This window comes from Streptomyces sp. NPDC047981, assembly GCF_040653315.1.
GTDB lineage: Bacteria > Actinomycetota > Actinomycetes > Streptomycetales > Streptomycetaceae > Streptomyces.
In genome coordinates this window covers 1-16,305 of sequence record NZ_JBEZNQ010000048.1, presented here as the reverse complement: position 1 = coordinate 16,305, position 16,305 = coordinate 1, and the positions used below count along the sequence as shown (strand labels likewise).

At 71.9% G+C, this 16,305-nt stretch carries 17 protein-coding genes; 14 read left to right on the top strand and 3 right to left on the bottom strand.

Annotation, left to right across the window (positions count from 1 at the left end; all coding sequences use genetic code 11):
• The first annotated feature begins 34 nt into the window (after positions 1-34).
• On the top strand, positions 35-946 hold the full coding sequence (locus AB0E14_RS25780; RefSeq protein WP_362422617.1) for an ATP-binding cassette domain-containing protein: 912 nt from the start codon (positions 35-37) through the stop codon (positions 944-946).
• Positions 943-1,824: an ABC transporter permease gene (locus AB0E14_RS25775; RefSeq protein ID WP_362422614.1), complete on the top strand. Its 882-nt coding sequence runs from the start codon at positions 943-945 to the stop codon at positions 1,822-1,824. The genes AB0E14_RS25780 and AB0E14_RS25775 overlap by 4 nt, the downstream gene beginning before the upstream one ends.
• A gap of 107 nt (positions 1,825-1,931) precedes the next feature.
• Here AB0E14_RS25775 and AB0E14_RS25770 read toward each other — a convergent pair whose 3' ends face one another.
• Positions 1,932-2,546, bottom strand: coding sequence for a PadR family transcriptional regulator (locus AB0E14_RS25770; RefSeq protein ID WP_362422611.1), 615 nt, complete (start codon positions 2,544-2,546; stop codon positions 1,932-1,934).
• A gap of 52 nt (positions 2,547-2,598) precedes the next feature.
• Between AB0E14_RS25770 and AB0E14_RS25765 the strand changes: the two genes are divergently transcribed.
• The 6 genes from AB0E14_RS25765 (at position 2,599) to AB0E14_RS25740 (ending at position 8,604) form a co-directional block, all read left to right on the top strand.
• Positions 2,599-3,813 carry an LLM class flavin-dependent oxidoreductase gene (locus AB0E14_RS25765; protein ID WP_362422608.1) on the top strand — a complete coding sequence of 405 codons (1,215 nt, stop codon included), beginning with the start codon at positions 2,599-2,601 and terminating at the stop codon, positions 3,811-3,813.
• A gap of 80 nt (positions 3,814-3,893) precedes the next feature.
• Complete coding sequence (locus tag AB0E14_RS25760) at positions 3,894-5,300, top strand: DUF6421 family protein (protein WP_362422605.1); 1,407 nt, start codon at positions 3,894-3,896, stop codon at positions 5,298-5,300.
• A 29-nt stretch (positions 5,301-5,329) separates the two neighbouring features.
• Positions 5,330-6,088, top strand: coding sequence for an SDR family NAD(P)-dependent oxidoreductase (locus AB0E14_RS25755; protein ID WP_362422602.1), 759 nt, complete (start codon positions 5,330-5,332; stop codon positions 6,086-6,088).
• The gene (locus AB0E14_RS25750) at positions 6,067-7,176 is read left to right on the top strand and encodes a low specificity L-threonine aldolase (RefSeq protein WP_362422599.1); all 1,110 of its coding nucleotides are present in this window, start codon (positions 6,067-6,069) and stop codon (positions 7,174-7,176) included. The genes AB0E14_RS25755 and AB0E14_RS25750 overlap by 22 nt, the downstream gene beginning before the upstream one ends.
• A gap of 123 nt (positions 7,177-7,299) precedes the next feature.
• Positions 7,300-7,878, top strand: coding sequence for a transglutaminase family protein (locus AB0E14_RS25745; RefSeq protein ID WP_362422596.1), 579 nt, complete (start codon positions 7,300-7,302; stop codon positions 7,876-7,878).
• A gap of 33 nt (positions 7,879-7,911) precedes the next feature.
• Complete coding sequence (locus AB0E14_RS25740; protein ID WP_362422593.1) at positions 7,912-8,604, top strand: phenylalanine--tRNA ligase beta subunit-related protein; 693 nt, start codon at positions 7,912-7,914, stop codon at positions 8,602-8,604.
• A 31-nt stretch (positions 8,605-8,635) separates the two neighbouring features.
• Here AB0E14_RS25740 and AB0E14_RS25735 read toward each other — a convergent pair whose 3' ends face one another.
• Positions 8,636-9,358 carry a lysophospholipid acyltransferase family protein gene (locus tag AB0E14_RS25735; protein ID WP_362422590.1) on the bottom strand — a complete coding sequence of 241 codons (723 nt, stop codon included), beginning with the start codon at positions 9,356-9,358 and terminating at the stop codon, positions 8,636-8,638.
• 235 nt (positions 9,359-9,593) lie between these two features.
• Here AB0E14_RS25735 and AB0E14_RS25730 point away from each other — a divergent pair, with 235 nt between their 5' ends.
• The 5 genes from AB0E14_RS25730 to AB0E14_RS25710 all read left to right on the top strand — a co-directional run bounded on the left by AB0E14_RS25730 (position 9,594) and on the right by AB0E14_RS25710 (position 14,110).
• Positions 9,594-9,899 carry a thioredoxin family protein gene (locus AB0E14_RS25730; RefSeq protein WP_362422587.1) on the top strand — a complete coding sequence of 102 codons (306 nt, stop codon included), beginning with the start codon at positions 9,594-9,596 and terminating at the stop codon, positions 9,897-9,899.
• A gap of 197 nt (positions 9,900-10,096) precedes the next feature.
• Positions 10,097-10,654, top strand: a complete 558-nt coding sequence (locus AB0E14_RS25725; protein WP_362422584.1) for a flavin reductase family protein — start codon at positions 10,097-10,099, stop codon at positions 10,652-10,654.
• Between the two features lie 189 nt (positions 10,655-10,843).
• Positions 10,844-11,629 (top strand): electron transfer flavoprotein subunit beta/FixA family protein, encoded by a 786-nt coding sequence (locus tag AB0E14_RS25720; protein WP_362422581.1) that lies wholly within the window; start codon positions 10,844-10,846, stop codon positions 11,627-11,629.
• A 55-nt stretch (positions 11,630-11,684) separates the two neighbouring features.
• Positions 11,685-12,647, top strand: a complete 963-nt coding sequence (locus AB0E14_RS25715; RefSeq protein WP_362422578.1) for an electron transfer flavoprotein subunit alpha/FixB family protein — start codon at positions 11,685-11,687, stop codon at positions 12,645-12,647.
• A 173-nt stretch (positions 12,648-12,820) separates the two neighbouring features.
• Positions 12,821-14,110 carry an aldolase/citrate lyase family protein gene (locus tag AB0E14_RS25710; RefSeq protein WP_362422575.1) on the top strand — a complete coding sequence of 430 codons (1,290 nt, stop codon included), beginning with the start codon at positions 12,821-12,823 and terminating at the stop codon, positions 14,108-14,110.
• Between the two features lie 85 nt (positions 14,111-14,195).
• On the opposite strand, the gene AB0E14_RS25705 is transcribed toward AB0E14_RS25710, so the two are convergent.
• Entirely contained in the window at positions 14,196-15,182 is a 987-nt protein-coding gene (locus AB0E14_RS25705) for a LacI family DNA-binding transcriptional regulator (protein WP_362422744.1), read from the bottom strand.
• Between the two features lie 180 nt (positions 15,183-15,362).
• Between AB0E14_RS25705 and AB0E14_RS25700 the strand changes: the two genes are divergently transcribed.
• On the top strand, positions 15,363-16,305 hold a 943-nt coding region (locus tag AB0E14_RS25700; RefSeq protein WP_362422572.1), incomplete at its 3' end, for an ROK family protein.

The window sequence follows — 16,305 nt, the reverse complement described above, 5'->3', positions numbered from 1 at the left end:
GCCGCGCGGGCACGGGCCCCGGCACCGTGGTCGGGTGATCGAAGTCAACGAACTCACCAAGCGATACGGCGCCACGACCGCCGTCGACCGCCTGACCTTCACGGTCCGCCCCGGCCGCATCACCGGCTTCCTCGGCCCGAACGGCGCCGGCAAGTCCACCACGCTGCGGACGATCCTCGGTCTGAGCGCCCCCACCAGCGGCACCGTCACCGTCGACGGGCGGCCTTTCCGCGGCCGGCCGCGCGGGCTGCGGCACGTCGGGGCACTGCTCGACGCCCACGACGTGCACGGCGGACGCACCGCGCGGGCGCATCTGTCCGCACTGGCGAGCAGCAACGGGCTGCCGCGCGGCCGGGTCGCGGAGGTCCTGGCGGAGGTCGGGCTGACCGCCGCCGCCCAGCGCCGCATCGGCGGCTACTCGCTGGGGATGAAGCAACGGCTCGGCATCGCCGGCGCCCTCCTCGGCGATCCGCCCGTCCTGCTCTTCGACGAGCCGCTCAACGGCCTCGACCCGGAGGGCGTGCTCTGGGTACGCGGCCTCTTCCGGCGGCTGGCCGCCGAGGGCCGCACCGTCCTGGTCTCCAGCCATCTGATGCGCGAGATGGAGCACACCGCCGAGCAGTTGATCGTCATCGGCCGGGGCGAGCTGATCGCCGCGGAGAGCCTGGCGGAGTTCGCGACCCGTGGAACCCGGCTGCGCGTGTCGGTCCGTACCCCCGACATCGCCGCCCTGACGGCCGCCCTCGGCCCGGAAGGAGCGGCCGTCCACCACGAGGACGACGGCTCGTGCACCGTGACCGGCCTGAGCGCGGACCGCGTCGGCGAACTCGCCTTCCACCACCGCGTCCTCCTCCACGAACTCGCACCGCGCTCCGCCTCCCTGGAGGAGGCCTTCATGGGGCTCACCGCCGCAAGCACCGAATACAGCGCAGGAGACGCACGATGACCACAGGGACGCTGTCCGAACCGAAGGCGCGCGCGACCGCCGTCGACTCCCCGGCCCGGTTCCGGGACCTCCTCACCGCCGAGTGGATCAAGCTGTTCTCGCTGCGCTCCACCTACTGGGTCCTCGGGCTCGCCCCGCTCGCGGTCATCGGCATCAACGTGAACTCCGCCCGGACCAACGCGGAGCGCCTGGCGCAACAGCCCGAACTGCCTCCCGCTCCGCCACCCGGCATGCCCGCCAAGCCCGAGATGCTCTTCGATCCCCTCGCGGCGGCCTTCGTCGACCCGGCCTGGCAGCTCCTCATGGTCGTCGCCGGCAGCGTCGGCGCCCTCGCGGTCTTCGGCGAGTACACCACCGGGCTGATCCGCACCACCTTCGCCGCCGTCCCCGCGCGCCGCGCGGTGATGTCGGCCAAGGCGATCGTCATGGCGGCGGTCATGCTCGTCCTCGGAACGGCCGTCGCGGGCGCCTCGTTCGGCGCGACCCAGGCGATCCTGCGCGACCACCACGGCCTGTCCCTGGGCGACCCGGGAGCCCTGCGGGCCGTCGTCGCCTCCGCGCTGCTCGCACCGCTCTGTGCCCTCGTCGGCATGGCCCTCGGCGCCCTCGTCCGGCATGCCGCGGGCACGGTCGTGGCGGTCGTCGGCGTACTCCTCCTGCTGCCGTCGCTCTTCCTCGGCGAGACCTACCGGTGGGTCAAGGAGATCGGCAACGCGATGCCGCTCACCGCGTGGCGCGCCCTGGTCGAGAACCCCGCGCGGGACTACGGGGTGGAGAAGTACCCGGTGTCGGTCACCGAGGCGTGGACCGTGTTCGGGGCCTGGTCGCTGGTCGCGGCGGTCGTCACCGTGGCCGTCGTGCACCGCCGCGACGTGTGAGCGCTACAGGCGCCTTTCCCACCCGGGCGCGCTCCTGCCGGCGGGCGCCCGGGACAACTCCGAGGTCCGCCCGGCGCCCTGCCGGGGTCCGCCCGGGCGCGCCCCTTCTAGGGTCCGCCCGGGGAACCCCCGGGCGAGCCCAGCTCCGCAAGCTCCGCCAGGTCCGCCAGCATCGCCTCCGCGAGTTCCAGCTCGGCCAGGTGCTGCCGCACGCTCCAGCGCAGCGCCACGGCCGGATGGCGCCACTGCGGGACGGTCTCCGCGTGGGCCAGGGCGGCCCGGGCCTCCTCGAGTTCCGTGCGCGTCCGCTCGATGTGTTCCTCGACCAGCGCGCGCAGCCGATCGGGCTCGGCGAGGTGCCCGAGCCACACCCGCAGGACCAGCGGGTGCTTCAGGACCACCGCGCCGCCGTCGCCGCCTGCCCAGGCCGCCAGCGCGGCCCGGCCCGCCTCCGTGATCGCGTACCGCCGTTTGGTCCTGGGCTCCTCGGGGCCGGAACGCGCGGACGTCACGTAGCCGCACGATTCGAGCCGGCGCAGCTCCGCGTAGATCTGGCTGATCGCGGGCGACCAGTAGAAGAAGCGCAGCGACGCGTCCGCCCACTTCTTCAGCTCGTATCCGGTGCGCTCGCCGGGGAACGACAGCAGGCCGAGCACCGCCCACGCCGTCTGCGGCAATCCCCGCTCCGGCTCTTGCCTCTTCTCGGGCTGACGACTAGTCATATGACGAATTGAAAGAGAGGGCAGCATCCCGAGACAACCCCCTGGAGGGCATGTGCAGTTCTCCGTGATCTTCGAGGCGCAGCTGGCCGACCCCACCGTAGTCCACGAGCACCAGGTCATCCACGACTGCGTCGAGCAGGCCGTGCTGGCCGAGGAGATGGGATTCGACCGGGTCTGGGCGGTCGAGCACCACTCCCTGAAGTGGTACGCCCACATGTCCGCACCCGAGGTCTTCCTCAGCTATGTCGCCGCGCGCACGAGCCGGATCCGCGTCGGGCACGGTGTGGTCTGCATGCCGTTCAACTTCAACCACCCCGCCCGGGTCGCCGAGCGCGCCGCGATGCTCGATCTGCTCTCCGGTGGCCGCCTCGATCTCGGCGCGGGACGCGGCGGCACCGCACAGGAGACCTCGCTGTGCGGGGTCGACCGGGACCGCACCACCCAGGAGGTCGAGGACGCGCTCCGCATCATCGGCCGGGCCTGGCAGAAGGACGAGCTGGAGTACCGCTCCGAGCTGATCAGGATCGATCCGCATCCGATCCTGCCCCGCCCGCGCCAGACCCCGCACCCGCCCCTCTTCCTCGCCTGCAGCCGTACCGAGACCCTCGTCCAGGCCGCCGAGCTCGGCATCGGCGCGCTGGTGATGGGCTTCGCCGGGCCCGAGTCGATCGCCGGGATGCGCCGGGTCTACGACACCGCGCGCGCCGAGCGCACGGGGGAGCGGTTCGTCTCCACGGTCGTCAACGACCACTTCTCCGTGCTCTGCCCCACGATCGTCCTCGACGACCGGGCCGAGGCGCGCCGGATCGGCATCCGGGGCCAGCGGTTCTTCGCGCAGTCGATCGGCCACTGGTACGGCGGCGCCGGTGTCCCCGACGAGGCGGTGGTGGACGGCGCCGACGAGGCGGCGGAGATGCGCCGCGCCGCCGAGCAGGTCGAGGCGCGGCTGCATGAGCAGTCCATCCCGGTCCGCCCCACCGCCACGGCCACCTTCAACGCCGACCACGCCTACGGCACCGCGGAGGACGCGATCGCGTACGTGGAGCGGCTGCGGGACGCGGGGGCCGACGAGGTCATGTGTCTGATGCAGATGGGGACCGTGCCGCAGGAGGCCTGTCTGGAGACCCTGCGTCAATGGGGCGACAAGGTCATCCCCCACTTCACCGGCAGGCCCCTGGCTGGCGGACGCCCTCAGGGCGCGGATGCGCGTGCTGAAACGTCGCCGGACAGGAAAATTAACGGTGACCATGGGGGTCGCACAGGATAATTTCTCTTGCTCCTCTTGTCCGGAGGAACCTCGGGCGGATACGGTGTCTTGACGCGAGGTTCTCCTGTGGAGGAAGTGAAATGACGGAAATTCTTGTGGCCGACGCGACCGGTGGGGGGATAGCCACCGCTGCTCCGGTGATCCAGCACCCTGCCTGGCCCGAGCTCAAGAATGCCGTGGAGGAGATCCGTCCGTGGCAGAGCAAGGACGGGTCCATCGACCTCGACGCCGAGGGCGCGCCGTCCCGCGCCCTCGTCGAGGCCACCGTCGAGCGGATCGCGACCGCGGTGGAGCAGCTGTCCCCGCTCGTCCCGCACGACGCCGCGTACCACCGCGCGCTCGTCGCCGACCTGCGCAAGTGGGCCGAGGGCGGCTTCGAGGTCCCGGACTTCCTGGACTCGCTCCTCGCCTTCCAGCCGGCCGCCGACCGCCAGGACGGGCTGCAGCACCTGGTGCTCTTCCCGATGTACACCCAGAACGGCAACCCCGACCGCAACCTCGAAGCGGTCGTGCTGCGCATGGTCTGGCCGGAGTGGCTCTCCGACCTCGAGGCCACCCGCTACGACAACCCGCTGTTCTGCGGCATCACCTTCGAGGACTTCACGGCCGGCTACGACACCAACTCGGCCGTCCTCTTCCCCGAGACCATCGCCGTGCGCGAGGCCCCCGAGCGCTTCAGCTGGGGCGGCATCTTCTGCGACCGCGAGGCCGCCCGCTTCCGTAAGGTCACCGAGGCCGCCGTCGACATCCTCGGCATCGAGCTGCCCGAGGACATCGCGGCCATGGTCGAGGACCAGAAGCGCTGCGAGGCCGCCTTCGTGCTCTGGGACATGGTCCACGACCGCACCCACAGCCACGGCGACCTGCCGTTCGACCCCTTCATGATCAAGCAGCGCCAGCCGTTCTGGATGTACGGCCTGGAGGAGCTGCGCTGCGACCTCACCGCCTTCAAGGAGGCCGTGAAGCTGGAGGCCGAGGGCAACGCCCACGGGCGTGACGTGCAGTACGCCGTGCTCTTCGACCGGATGTTCCGCTTCCCGGTCACCGGCGACCGCACCCGCAACTACGACGGACTGGGCGGCCAGCTCCTCTTCGCGTACCTCCACAAGCACGACGTGGTGCGGTGGACCGACAACAAGCTGAAGATCGACTGGAACCGCGCCCCCGAGGTCACCAACCAGCTCTGCGCCGAGATCGAGCAGCTGTACCGCGACGGCATCGACCGTCCGAAGCTGGTCCACTGGTTCAAGGCGTACGACCTCGTCTCCACCTACCTCGCCCCGCACCCGGGATCGAAGTGGGCCAAGGGCCCCGACGCCCTCGACCTGACCCTCCCGCCCCGCAAGCTCGTCGACGACGTGCTTCCGGACGAGTTTCCGCTGAGCATGTTCTATGAGGCCCTCTCCAAGAAGCTGAAGGGCGTGATCGCCGCTACCAAGGGCATCACCGCCGCGAACGCTTCGCGGGCCGAGCAGGCTGCCGCGTGAACCCTGTCACGGAGGAGGAGGGGACGACCATGAACGGCAACGGGAACGGCGGGCCGCTGGAAGGCGCCGTCATCGCGGTCGCGGGTGCGGCCGGTCCTGCCGGCCGGGCGACGCTGATGCGCCTCGCCGAAGCGGGCGCCATCGTCGTCGGCGCCGACGCCGACCCGGCCCGGCTCGCCGAGGCGGTCGACGCCGCCCGGTACGCCCACGGCGGTGCCACGGTCATCGGCGACACGGTCGACCTCTTCGATCTCGGCGCGGCCCGGGAGTGGGCGGACAAGACCGAGAAGGAGTTCGGCCGGATCGACGGTCTGGTCCACCTCGTCGGCGGCTGGCGCGGCAGCTCCTCCTTCGCCGAGACCGACCTGGCCGACTGGACCTTCCTGGAGAAGCTCCTCATCCGGACCGTCCAGTCCACCTCGCTCGCCTTCCACGAGCCGCTGCTCCGCAGCGACCGCGGCCGCTACGTGCTGATCAGCGCCGCCGGCGCGTCGAAGCCGACCGCGGGCAACGCGGCCTACGCCTCGGCCAAGGCCGCGGCCGAGGCCTGGACGCTCGCCATGGGCGACGACTTCCGCAAGGCGGGGGGCGAGGAAGGCCCCAAGGCGGCGGCTGCGATCCTGGTGATCAAGGCACTGGTGCACGACGCCATGCGCGCCGAGCGCCCGAATGCGAAGTTCGCGGGCTTCACCGACGTCAAGGATCTGGCCGACGAGATCGCCTCCGTCTGGGAGCGGCCCGCACAGGAAGTGAATGGACAGCGTCTGTGGCTGACCCCCAAGCCGTGAACCCGGCTCCCGCAACCGGCCTGCCCGCGAAGACCGACGCCCGTCGTCACCACGACCCGTCGGTCCGGGGCTTCGCCAGCGACAACTACGCGGGCGTCCACCCGGAGGTGCTCGCGGCCGTCGCGCTCGCCAACGGCGGGCACCAGGTCGCGTACGGGGAGGACGAGTACACCGACCACCTCCAGCGGATCATGCACAGCCACTTCGGGCCGACCGCCGAGGCCTTCCCGGTCTTCAACGGCACCGGCGCGAACGTCACCGCCCTGCAGGCGCTGACCGACCGCTGGGGCGCGGTGATCTGCGCCGAGTCCGCGCACATCAACGTGGACGAGGGCGGTGCCCCGGAGCGGATGGGCGGCCTCAAGCTGCTCACCGTCCCCACCCCGGACGGCAAGCTCACCCCCGAGCTGATCGACCGGCAGGCCTGGGGCTGGGAGGACGAGCACCGCGCCATGCCGCAGGTCGTCTCGATCACCCAGAACACGGAGCTGGGCACCGTCTACACCGTGGACGAGATCCGGGCCATCGTGGAGCACGCCCACGGCAAGGGCATGAAGGTGCACCTCGACGGCGCCCGGATAGCCAACGCCGCCGCGTCCCTGAACGTGCCGATGCGGGCGTTCACCAACGCGGTCGGCGTCGACGTGATCTCCTACGGCGGCACCAAGAACGGCATGATGTTCGGCGAGGCCGTGGTCGTCCTCAACCCGGACGCCGTCAGCCACATGAAGCACCTGCGGAAGCTGTCCATGCAGCTCGCCTCCAAGATGCGCTTCGTGTCGGCCCAGCTGGAGGCGCTGCTCGCCAAGGACCTGTGGCTGCGCAACGCCCAGCACGCCAACGCGATGGCGCAGCGCCTCGCGGCGGGTGTGCGGGAGGTGGACGGGGTGGAGATCCTCTACCCGGTCCAGGCCAACGCGGTCTTCGCGCGGCTCCCGCACGAGGTCTCCACCCGGCTGCAGAAGCGCTTCCGCTTCTACTTCTGGGACGAGGCGGCGGGCGACGTGCGCTGGATGTGTTCCTTCGACACCACGGAGGACGACGTCGACGCCTTCCTGCGGGGGCTGAAGGAGGAGATGGCGCGGTAGCGCCAATCCGAAAGCAACGCAGCGAGAGCACCACAGCGAGAGCATCGCGGCGATCAACATAAGTATGCGGCGGACCGGAAATCCATTGACTTCCGGTCCGTCGTCTTTCTAGGGTCCCCGGCTATGGAGCTCATCCAGCAGGACCCCGAACTCTCCGCGTACCTCGCAGCCGACGAGGTCATCAACCACGACCACCCCGTCGTCAGGGAGATCGCCGCCGCACTGCGCGCCCGTCATCCCGACGTATACGCATACGCCCAGGCCGCGTACGAGTTCGTACGGGACGAGATCCCGCACTCCAGTGACACCGGTGACCCCCGCGTCACCTGGCGCGCCTCCGACGTCCTCGAACAGCGCACCGGGATCTGCCACGCCAAGGCCCACGCCCTCGCCGCGCTGCTGCGGGCCGAGTCGATCCCGGCCGCGCTCGGCTACCAGAAGTTCGAGGTGCTCCACGGACTCGTCGCCGTCCGCCTGCCCGGCGCGGCGACCTGGCACCGGCAGGATCCGCGAGGCGGAGAGCCGGGCCGGGAGGCCGCGTTCTCGCTGGGGGAGGAGCGGCTGGCGTTCCTGCCCGACCCGGAGTTCAATGAAATGGACTACGCAGTGCTGTACGCTGTACCGCATGCGGGAGTGGTGAGCGCCATGCGCACGGCGCGGGACAGCTCGGAGCTCCTGCGGATCCTGCCGGCCGATCTCTGACGCCGTCGTACGCCCTCCGACGCAAGGACGACCATGTCTCTCACCCTGACCGTCTCCGACGAGGTGCGCGCCCTCGTCCCCGGCTTCACGCATCTCGCGGTCGAGGCGCACGGGCTGGTCAACGGCCCCAGTGACGAGACGAGTGCGGCCCTGCTCGACGACGCGGCCCGGCGCCTCGCCGAACGGCTCGACGGCCGGACCCCGGACCAGGACCCGCACATCGCCGCCTGGCGCGCCGCGTACGCCGCGTTCGGCGCCAAGCCCTCCCGTACCCGCAACTCCGCCGAGGCGCTGGCCAAGCGCGCGCTCGCGGACGGGGGACTGCCCCGCATCAACCGGCTCGTCGACGCCTACAACGCGATCAGCGTCGGCCACCTGATCCCCGCCGGCGGCGAGGATCTCGACCGGATCCAGGGCGCCATGCGCCTCGTCCGGGCCATCGGCGACGAGCCGTTCGTGACCATGGCGGGCGGCGCGGAGACGGTGGAGCACCCGGAGCCGGGCGAGATCGTCTGGTGCGACGACGCCGGCGTCACCTGCCGCCGCTGGAACTGGCGCCAGGGGCCGCGCACCCGGATCGACGACGCCACGGTGAACGCGATCTTCCTGCTGGAGTCGCTCGCGCCCATGACGCGCGAGGAGCTGCTCGCCGCCGGGGCGGAGCTGGCCGAGTCGCTGGAGAAGCTGAGCCCCGGGGCGCGGATCACGGTCCGCGACCCGGAGTAGGCACGGCCCCCGCCGCCCTACGGCAGAGCCGTCAGCCGGCGTCCTTCACCTCGGCCGGGGTCGGCGCCGTGCCGCCGAGGTGCGCCGGCACCCACCAGGTGTCGGTCGCGTCCTTGGGGCGTACGGGATAGGCGCGCTGCGCGGCCTCCAGGAGCTCCTGGACCCGCTCGCGCAGCCGCCGGGTGATGGCGCCCGCGTACTGGTCCGGCGAGGCCTCCACCGGCTCGCCGACCCGGATGGTCACCGGGATGTGGCTGCGCTTGAAGTTCCGCGGCCGGCCCTTCGTCCAGACGCGCTGCGTGCCCCAGAGCGCCATCGGGATCAGCGGCACCCCGGCCTCCTGCGCGAGGCGCGCGGCACCCGACTTGAAGCTCTTCAGCGTGAAGGACTGCGAGATGGTCGCCTCGGGGAAGACGCCGATGATCTCCCCGGCCTTCAGCGACTCGAGCGCGTGCTTGTAGGCGTGCTCGCCCTGCGAGCGGTCCACCGGGATGTGCTTCATGCCGCGCATCAGCGGCCCCGACACCTTGTGCCGGAACACCGAGTCCTTGGCCATGAAGCGGACGAGACGCTTCTGCGGCAGCGCGGCCAGGCCCGTGAAGATGAAGTCCAGATAGCTGATGTGGTTGCTGACGAGCACCGCGCCGCCGGTCCGCGGGATGTGCTCCGAACCCTGCGTGTCGATCTTGAGGTCCAGTGCCTTGAACATGGTCAGTGCGGCACCGATGACCGGCCGATACACGAGTTCTGCCATCTGAGAGGAACCCCTTCTTCTGTGCCTGGGGAGGGCTCTCCCGGCGGAAGTTACGCGGCCGTAGGTTTTCGGCTTTGGGCAGATCGTGCCCCATGTGGGCCCCGCTGACCAGTCCTGACGGCTTCGCACGGGGAGATAATCGTCACCCCCGGTGGCCGTGACGGGAATCGTTCGGCGGTCGCGGACGCTGCACGGGGGGAGTATGGGCGTCGGGGAGCGACAGGGAGACGGAGACATGACGGGACTCGGTACGGAGGCCGGCATCGAGCTGGGGGAGCGGGCGACCCTCGTCCAGTTCTCCACGGCCTTCTGCCAGCCCTGCCGCGCCACGCGGCGCACGCTCGCCGAGGTCGCGGGCATGGTCGAGGGCGTGGGCCACGTCGAGATCGACGCCGAGGAACGACTGGACCTCGTACGGAAGTACGACATCGTCCGCACCCCCACCGTGCTCGTCCTCGACCGCGCGGGCCGGGTCGTGGTGCGGGCCTCGGGCCAGCCCCGGCGCGCCGACGTCATCGCGGCCCTGGGGCGCGCGGTCTGACGCGGTGACACATCTCCCACATCCCGGTACCCGCTTGACTGCACCGGCCATCGATCGTCAGGCTGACGACGTGCCTTCCGAACTCCTTCTCACCGGGCGGGTCCACGTCGACCTGGCCCGTCACGCGAGCGCGCGCTGTCCGGGTGTCTGAGAACCCCCGGTCCCCCCGCATGTCTCCCTCGCAGAAGGACAACTCCATGACGGTCACACCCGACCTCCTCCGCACGGTCGGCGCCCCGCGCCAGGCCACTGCCGCCGACCGTGAGGCCTCCCCGGCGCCCGCGGCCTCACCCGATCTCCTCCGCTCCGTCTTCCGGCGGCACGCGGCCGGTGTCGCGGTCGTCACCGCCCACGGGGACCGCCCCGTCGGCTTCACCGCCACCTCCCTCACCTCCGTGGCCGCCGAGCCGCCCCTGCTCTCCTTCGGCGTGGGCACCTCCAGCTCCAGCTGGCCCGTCCTCTCCGAGGCCGAGTTCGTCGGCGTCCACGTCCTCGGCGAGCACCAGCAGCGGCTCGCGGAGACCTTCGCGCGCAGCGGAGCCGACCGGTTCGCCGCCCCGACCCGGTGGAGCGCCGGCCCCGAGGGCGTCCCGATCCTGGACGGGGTCCTCGCCTGGCTGGTGTGCCGGGTGGTGGCCCGCGTCCCTGCCGGGGACCATCGGATCGTGATCGCCGAGGTCGTGGCCGGGGACCCGGCGGGCGAGGGGCGTCCGCTCCTCTACCACCAGGGAAGCTTCCACGCTCTGCGTGACTGAGGGTGCCCTAACCTGAGCGTTGGCAAGGTCACACCCTGAGCGCTTGCTCAGCGGTAACGGAACGGCTGTACTGGCGAGTAATATCCCGATGGGATCGGTCGGACGCCCCGACCGGAAACCCGCCCTTCAGGCGCCTATGCTGCGAGCAACAAGGCAGCCCCGTTATGACGATGCAGTAGGAGAGCCGGCGTGAGCTTGAGGATCGTTGTCTGTGTGAAGTACGTGCCCGACGCCACCGGCGACCGGCACTTCGCCGATGACCTGACCGTCGACCGCGACGACGTCGACGGCCTGCTGTCGGAGCTCGACGAGTACGCGGTCGAGCAGGCGCTGCAGATCGCCGAAGAGGCCGACGACGCCGAGGTCACCGTGCTCACGGTCGGCCCCGAGGACGCCAAGGACGCGCTGCGCAAGGCGCTGTCCATGGGCGCCGACAAGGCCGTCCACGTCGAGGACGACGACCTGCACGGCTCCGACGTCATGGGCACCTCGCTCGTGCTCGCCAAGGCGATCGAGAAGACCGGCTACGACCTCGTCATCGCCGGTATGGCCTCCACCGACGGCACCATGGGTGTCCTCCCCGCGATCCTGGCCGAGCGCCTGGGCGTCCCGCAGGTCACGCTGCTCTCCGAGGTCTCCGTCGAGGACGGCGTCGTCAAGGGGCGCCGTGACGGCGACACCGCCTCCGAGCAGCTGGAGGCCTCGCTCCCGGCCGTCGTGTCGGTGACCGACCAGTCGGGCGAGGCGCGCTACCCGTCCTTCAAGGGCATCATGGCCGCCAAGAAGAAGCCGGTGGAGTCCCTGGACCTCGACGACCTCGACATCGACGCCGAGCAGGTCGGCCTGGAGGGCTCCTGGACCGCGGTCGACTCCGCCGCCGAGCGTCCGGCGCGCACCGCCGGCACGATCGTCAAGGACGAGGGCGAGGGCGGCAAGCAGCTGGCCGAGTACCTCGCGAGCCAGAAGTTCATCTAGGGCTCGCGCGAGCCGTCCGACCCGCCCCTCTTCGTTCGCAGGAGATTGCATCCCCATGGCTGAGATTCTCGTCTACGTCGACCACGTCGACGGTGCCGTCCGCAAGCCGACCCTGGAGCTGCTGACGCTGGCCCGCCGCCTCGGCGAGCCCGTCGCCGTCGCGCTCGGTGCCGGCGCCGAGGCCACCGCCCCGGCCCTCGCCGAGCACGGTGCCGTGAAGGTCCTCACCGCCGACGCCCCCGAGTTCGCCGAGTACCTCGTCGTCCCCAAGGTCGACGCGCTGCAGGCCGCCTACGAGGCGGTCTCCCCGGCCGCCGTGCTCGTCCCCTCCTCGGCCGAGGCCAAGGAGATCGCGGCCCGCCTCGCGGTCCGCATCGGCTCCGGCATCATCACCGACGCCGTGGACCTGGAGGCCGGTGACGAGGGCCCGGTCGCGACGCAGTCCGCGTTCGCCGCCTCCTTCACCACCAAGTCCCGTGTCTCCAAGGGCACCCCGGTCATCACGGTCAAGCCGAACTCGGCCCCCGTCGAGGCCGCCCCGGCCGCCGGCGCCGTCGAGGCGCTCGCCGTCACCTTCTCCGCCCAGGCCACCGGAACCAAGGTCACCGCGCGTACCGCGCGCGAGTCGACCGGCCGCCCGGAGCTGACCGAGGCCGCCATCGTGGTCTCCGGCGGCCGCGGCGTGAACGGCGCCGAGAACTTCGGGGTCATCGAGGCGCTCGCCGACTCGCTCGGTGCCGCCGTCGGTGCCTCGCGCGCCGCCGTCGACGCCGGCTGGTACCCGCACTCCAACCAGGTCGGCCAGACCGGCAAGTCGGTCTCGCCGCAGCTGTACATCGCCTCCGGCATCTCCGGTGCGATCCAGCACCGCGCGGGTATGCAGACCTCGAAGACCATCGTGGCCATCAACAAGGACGCCGAGGCCCCGATCTTCGACCTCGTCGACTACGGCGTGGTGGGCGACCTCTTCGACGTCGTGCCGCAGCTGACCCAGGAGATCCAGGCCCGCAAGGGCTGATCCGGGGCCCGCAAGGGCTGACCTGGGGATCTGTTCGGTCCGGGGGCCGCGTGGTGATGATCACCGCGCGGCCCCCGGCCGTTTCGGACACCCATTGACGCAGGTCCTGGCCGACTACTAACTTCGCTATACGGATTGTTGATTCCGTGGAGCGGAAAACAGGAGGATGTGGGATGGGTCAGCAGGAGAAGGTGTCGACGAGCCTCGCCGGCGCGGTCAGCGAGGGCATCAGCGCCTCCCTCGCAAGCGTGGACGCCGAGCTCGACCGGCGCTACCCGGGTGACCCGGGCACGCGCCAGCCCGTCCACACCGTCTACGTCCCCGGCAACGTCTTCGACGCCGGAACCATCCGCTCCTGGGGCGACCAGGCCCTCGCCGCCCTCGACGAGCACGCCCCCGACGCCGCCTCCTTCGCCGCGGTCCTCGGCCTCTCCGACGACCTCGCCGAGGACGTCTACGGCCGCGTACGGGCCAAGCTGGAGCGCGAGCCCATCGAGGACCTCCGGGTCGACTTCGAGGACGGCTACGCGGGCCAGGACGAGGACCAGGACGCGGCCAGGGCCGCCCGGCTGATCTCGGAGGCGTACGAGAACCTCACGGCCGCCCCGTACATGGGCATCCGGATGAAGTGCATGGAGGCCGCCGTACGCGACCGCGGCATCCGCACCACCGACGTCTTCCTCACCGGGCTCCTCGAGAACGGCGGCCTGCCCGACGGCCTCGTCCTGACCCTGCCGAAGGTCACCTACCCCGAGCAGGTCTCGGCCTTCGTCCGGCTCCTGGAGGCCTTCGAGAAGGCCCACGGCCTGGACGAGGGCCGCCTCGGCTTCGAGATCCAGATCGAGACCAGCCAGTCCATCCTCGCCACCGACGGCACCGCCGCCGTCGCCCGCATGATCGGCGCAGCCGAGGGCCGCGCGACCGGGCTGCACTACGGCACCTTCGACTACAGTGCCTGCCTCGGCGTCTCCGCCGCCTACCAGGCCAGCGACCACCCGGCCGCCGACCACGCCAAGGCGATCATGCAGGTGGCCGCCGCGGGCACGGGCGTACGGGTCTCCGACGGCTCCACCAACGTCCTCCCGGTCGGCTCCACCGCGCACGTGCACGAGGCCTGGCGCCTGCACTACGGCCTCACCCGCCGCGCGCTCTCCCGCGCCTACTACCAGGGCTGGGACATGCACCCGGGCCACATCCCGACCCGGTACGCCGCCGTCTTCGCCTTCTACCGCGAGGGCTTCGAGGCCGCCGCCAAGCGCCTCTCCGCGTACGCCAACCACGCCGGCGGCGACGTCATGGACGAGCCCGCCACCGCGAAGGCGCTCAGCTCCTACCTCCTGCGCGGCATCGACTGCGGCGCCCTCGACACCGCCGAGGTCGACGCCCTCACCGGCCTGACCCGCGCCGACCTGGACCGCTTCGCGGCCCCGCGCCGCGGCGACCTGACGGCCACGGCCCAGTAGCACCGGGGTGCGCCACGGGCGCACCACCTCCGGGCCCGTGGGCGGGGCACCCCGCCGACGGGCCCGCGCCGTTCCCCACGCGTCCCTACGCGGTCGGCGGCGGGGGCACCTCGCCCGACCCGCGGGCGATCAGCCGGGTGTCCAGGACCACGCGGGCCGGCTCCTCGTCGAAGCCGTCCAGGCGGCGGAAGAGGCGCTCCGCGGCCGTCCGGCCGAGGGCGGCGGCGTCCTGGGCGATCACGGTGATCCCGAGCAGGTCGGCCAGTTCGATGTCGTCGAAGCCCACGAGGGCCACCGGGTGCTCGCGGCCGGCCAGGGCGCGGACCGCCGTGACGGTGACCCGGTTGTTGCCCGCGAAGAGCGCCGTGACCGGCTCGGGGCCCGCGAGCATCGCGGTGAGCGCCTCCCGCACCCGGTCGGGCGCCGTGGTGCCGAGCGACTCCCAGGACGGGTCCACAGCGAGCCCGGCGTCCTCCATGGCCGCCCGGTAGCCGCGCAGTCGCTCGGTCGCCGTGTGGATCCGGGGCTGGTCGCCGATGAAGCCGATCCGGCGGTGTCCGTGGGCGATCAGATGGGCCACCCCCGCCCGCGCGCCGCCGAAGCTGTCGGACAGGACGACGTCCGCGTCGATCCCGCCCGCGGGGCGGTCCACGAAGACCGTGGCGACACCGGCCTTGATCTCCGGTTCGAGGTAACGGTGGTCGGAGCCCGCCGGGATGACGATCAGTCCGTCGACCCGCCGCGCGCAGAGCGCGAGCGCCAACTCCTGCTCCCGGTCCGGGTCCTCCGCGCTGGAGCCGTTGATGAGCAGCGCCCCGTGCGCCCGGGCGACCTCCTCCACGGCGCGGCTGAGCGGGCCGTAGAACGGGTCGGCGAGGTCCTCCAGGACCAGACCCACGGAAGCCGTACGGCCCTTGCGCAGCACGCGGGCGCTGTCGTTGCGGCGGAAGCCGAGCGAGTCGATGGCCTCCTGCACGCGGCGCTCGGTGTCCGGGGTGACCCCCGGCTCGCCGTTGACGACGCGGGAGACCGTTTTGAGCCCGACGCCGGCCAGGGCGGCGACGTCCTTCATCGTGGGCCGATTGCCGTAACGGTGCTCGGGGCGGCGGGCTGTGTCGGCCACGGTCTGCGAATCTCCTCGGTATCGGCTCTGTCTCGTCCGAGCATAGGCCCTGGACAACGTTGTCAGGGCAGGGGAGACTGTACGTCACAGCGATCTGTCGTTCTCGCCCTCTCTGGAGACACCGCGCACATGCAGACTGACCTCGTTGCCGCCCTCGATTTCGGCGGCACCAAGATCGCCGGTGCGCTCGTGGACGGCGCCGGCGACATCCTCGTACGGGCCCAGCGGCCCACTCCCGCCCAGGAGGACGGCGAGACGGTGATGCGCGCGGTCGAGGCGGTGCTGGCCGACCTGGAGGCCTCGCCCCTGTGGGCCGCGGCGCGCGCGGTCGGCATCGGCAGCGCGGGCCCCGTGGACGCCTCGGCCGGCACGGTCAGCCCGGTCAACGTCCCCGGCTGGCGCGGATTCCCGCTGGTCGAGCGGGTCGGGAAGGCGACCGGCGGACGGCCCGTCACGCTCGTCGGCGACGGCGTCGCCATGACGGCGGCCGAGCACTGGCGGGGCGCGGCCCGGGGCCACGACAACGCGCTCTGCCTCGTCGTCTCGACGGGCGTCGGCGGCGGTCTTGTGCTCGACGGGCGGATTCACCCCGGCCCCACCGGCAACGCGGGCCACATCGGCCACATCAGCGTGGACCTCGACGGTGACCTGTGCGCCTGCGGCGGGCGCGGCTGTGTCGAACGCATCGCCAGCGGCCCGCAGATCGCCCGGCGCGCCCTGGAGGGCGGCTGGCGTCCCGGCCCCGACGGCGACACGTCCGCGGCGGCGGTCGCGGCGGCGGCGCGGGCCGGTGACCCCGTCGCCGTGGCTTCCTACGAACGGGCCGCGCGGGCGCTCGCCGCCGGGATCGCGGCGACCGCGACCCTGGTCGAGGTCTCGATAGCCGTCGTGGGCGGGGGAGTCGCGGGCGCGGGGGACGTCCTCTTCGAGCCGCTCCGGCGCAGCCTGCGGGAGTACGCCACGCTGTCGTTCGTCCGGGACCTCACCGTCGCCCCCGCGCTCACCGGCACGGACACCGTCCTGCCGGAGCGCGCCGCCGCCGCAGCGCAGGCCACCGCTGAGCAGCCGCAGC

Coding starts and splice junctions, on each gene's coding strand:
- AB0E14_RS25755 (WP_362422602.1), top strand. CDS start 5,330: ATGAACGGCAACGGGAACGGCGGGCCGCTGGAAGGCGCCGTCATCGCG.
- AB0E14_RS25705 (WP_362422744.1), bottom strand. CDS start 15,182: ATGAAGGACGTCGCCGCCCTGGCCGGCGTCGGGCTCAAAACGGTCTCC.
- AB0E14_RS25725 (WP_362422584.1), top strand. CDS start 10,097: ATGACGGTCACACCCGACCTCCTCCGCACGGTCGGCGCCCCGCGCCAG.
- AB0E14_RS25735 (WP_362422590.1), bottom strand. CDS start 9,358: ATGGCAGAACTCGTGTATCGGCCGGTCATCGGTGCCGCACTGACCATG.
- AB0E14_RS25760 (WP_362422605.1), top strand. CDS start 3,894: ATGACGGAAATTCTTGTGGCCGACGCGACCGGTGGGGGGATAGCCACC.
- AB0E14_RS25730 (WP_362422587.1), top strand. CDS start 9,594: ATGACGGGACTCGGTACGGAGGCCGGCATCGAGCTGGGGGAGCGGGCG.
- AB0E14_RS25745 (WP_362422596.1), top strand. CDS start 7,300: ATGGAGCTCATCCAGCAGGACCCCGAACTCTCCGCGTACCTCGCAGCC.
- AB0E14_RS25715 (WP_362422578.1), top strand. CDS start 11,685: ATGGCTGAGATTCTCGTCTACGTCGACCACGTCGACGGTGCCGTCCGC.
- AB0E14_RS25775 (WP_362422614.1), top strand. CDS start 943: ATGACCACAGGGACGCTGTCCGAACCGAAGGCGCGCGCGACCGCCGTC.
- AB0E14_RS25710 (WP_362422575.1), top strand. CDS start 12,821: ATGGGTCAGCAGGAGAAGGTGTCGACGAGCCTCGCCGGCGCGGTCAGC.
- AB0E14_RS25740 (WP_362422593.1), top strand. CDS start 7,912: ATGTCTCTCACCCTGACCGTCTCCGACGAGGTGCGCGCCCTCGTCCCC.
- AB0E14_RS25770 (WP_362422611.1), bottom strand. CDS start 2,546: ATGACTAGTCGTCAGCCCGAGAAGAGGCAAGAGCCGGAGCGGGGATTG.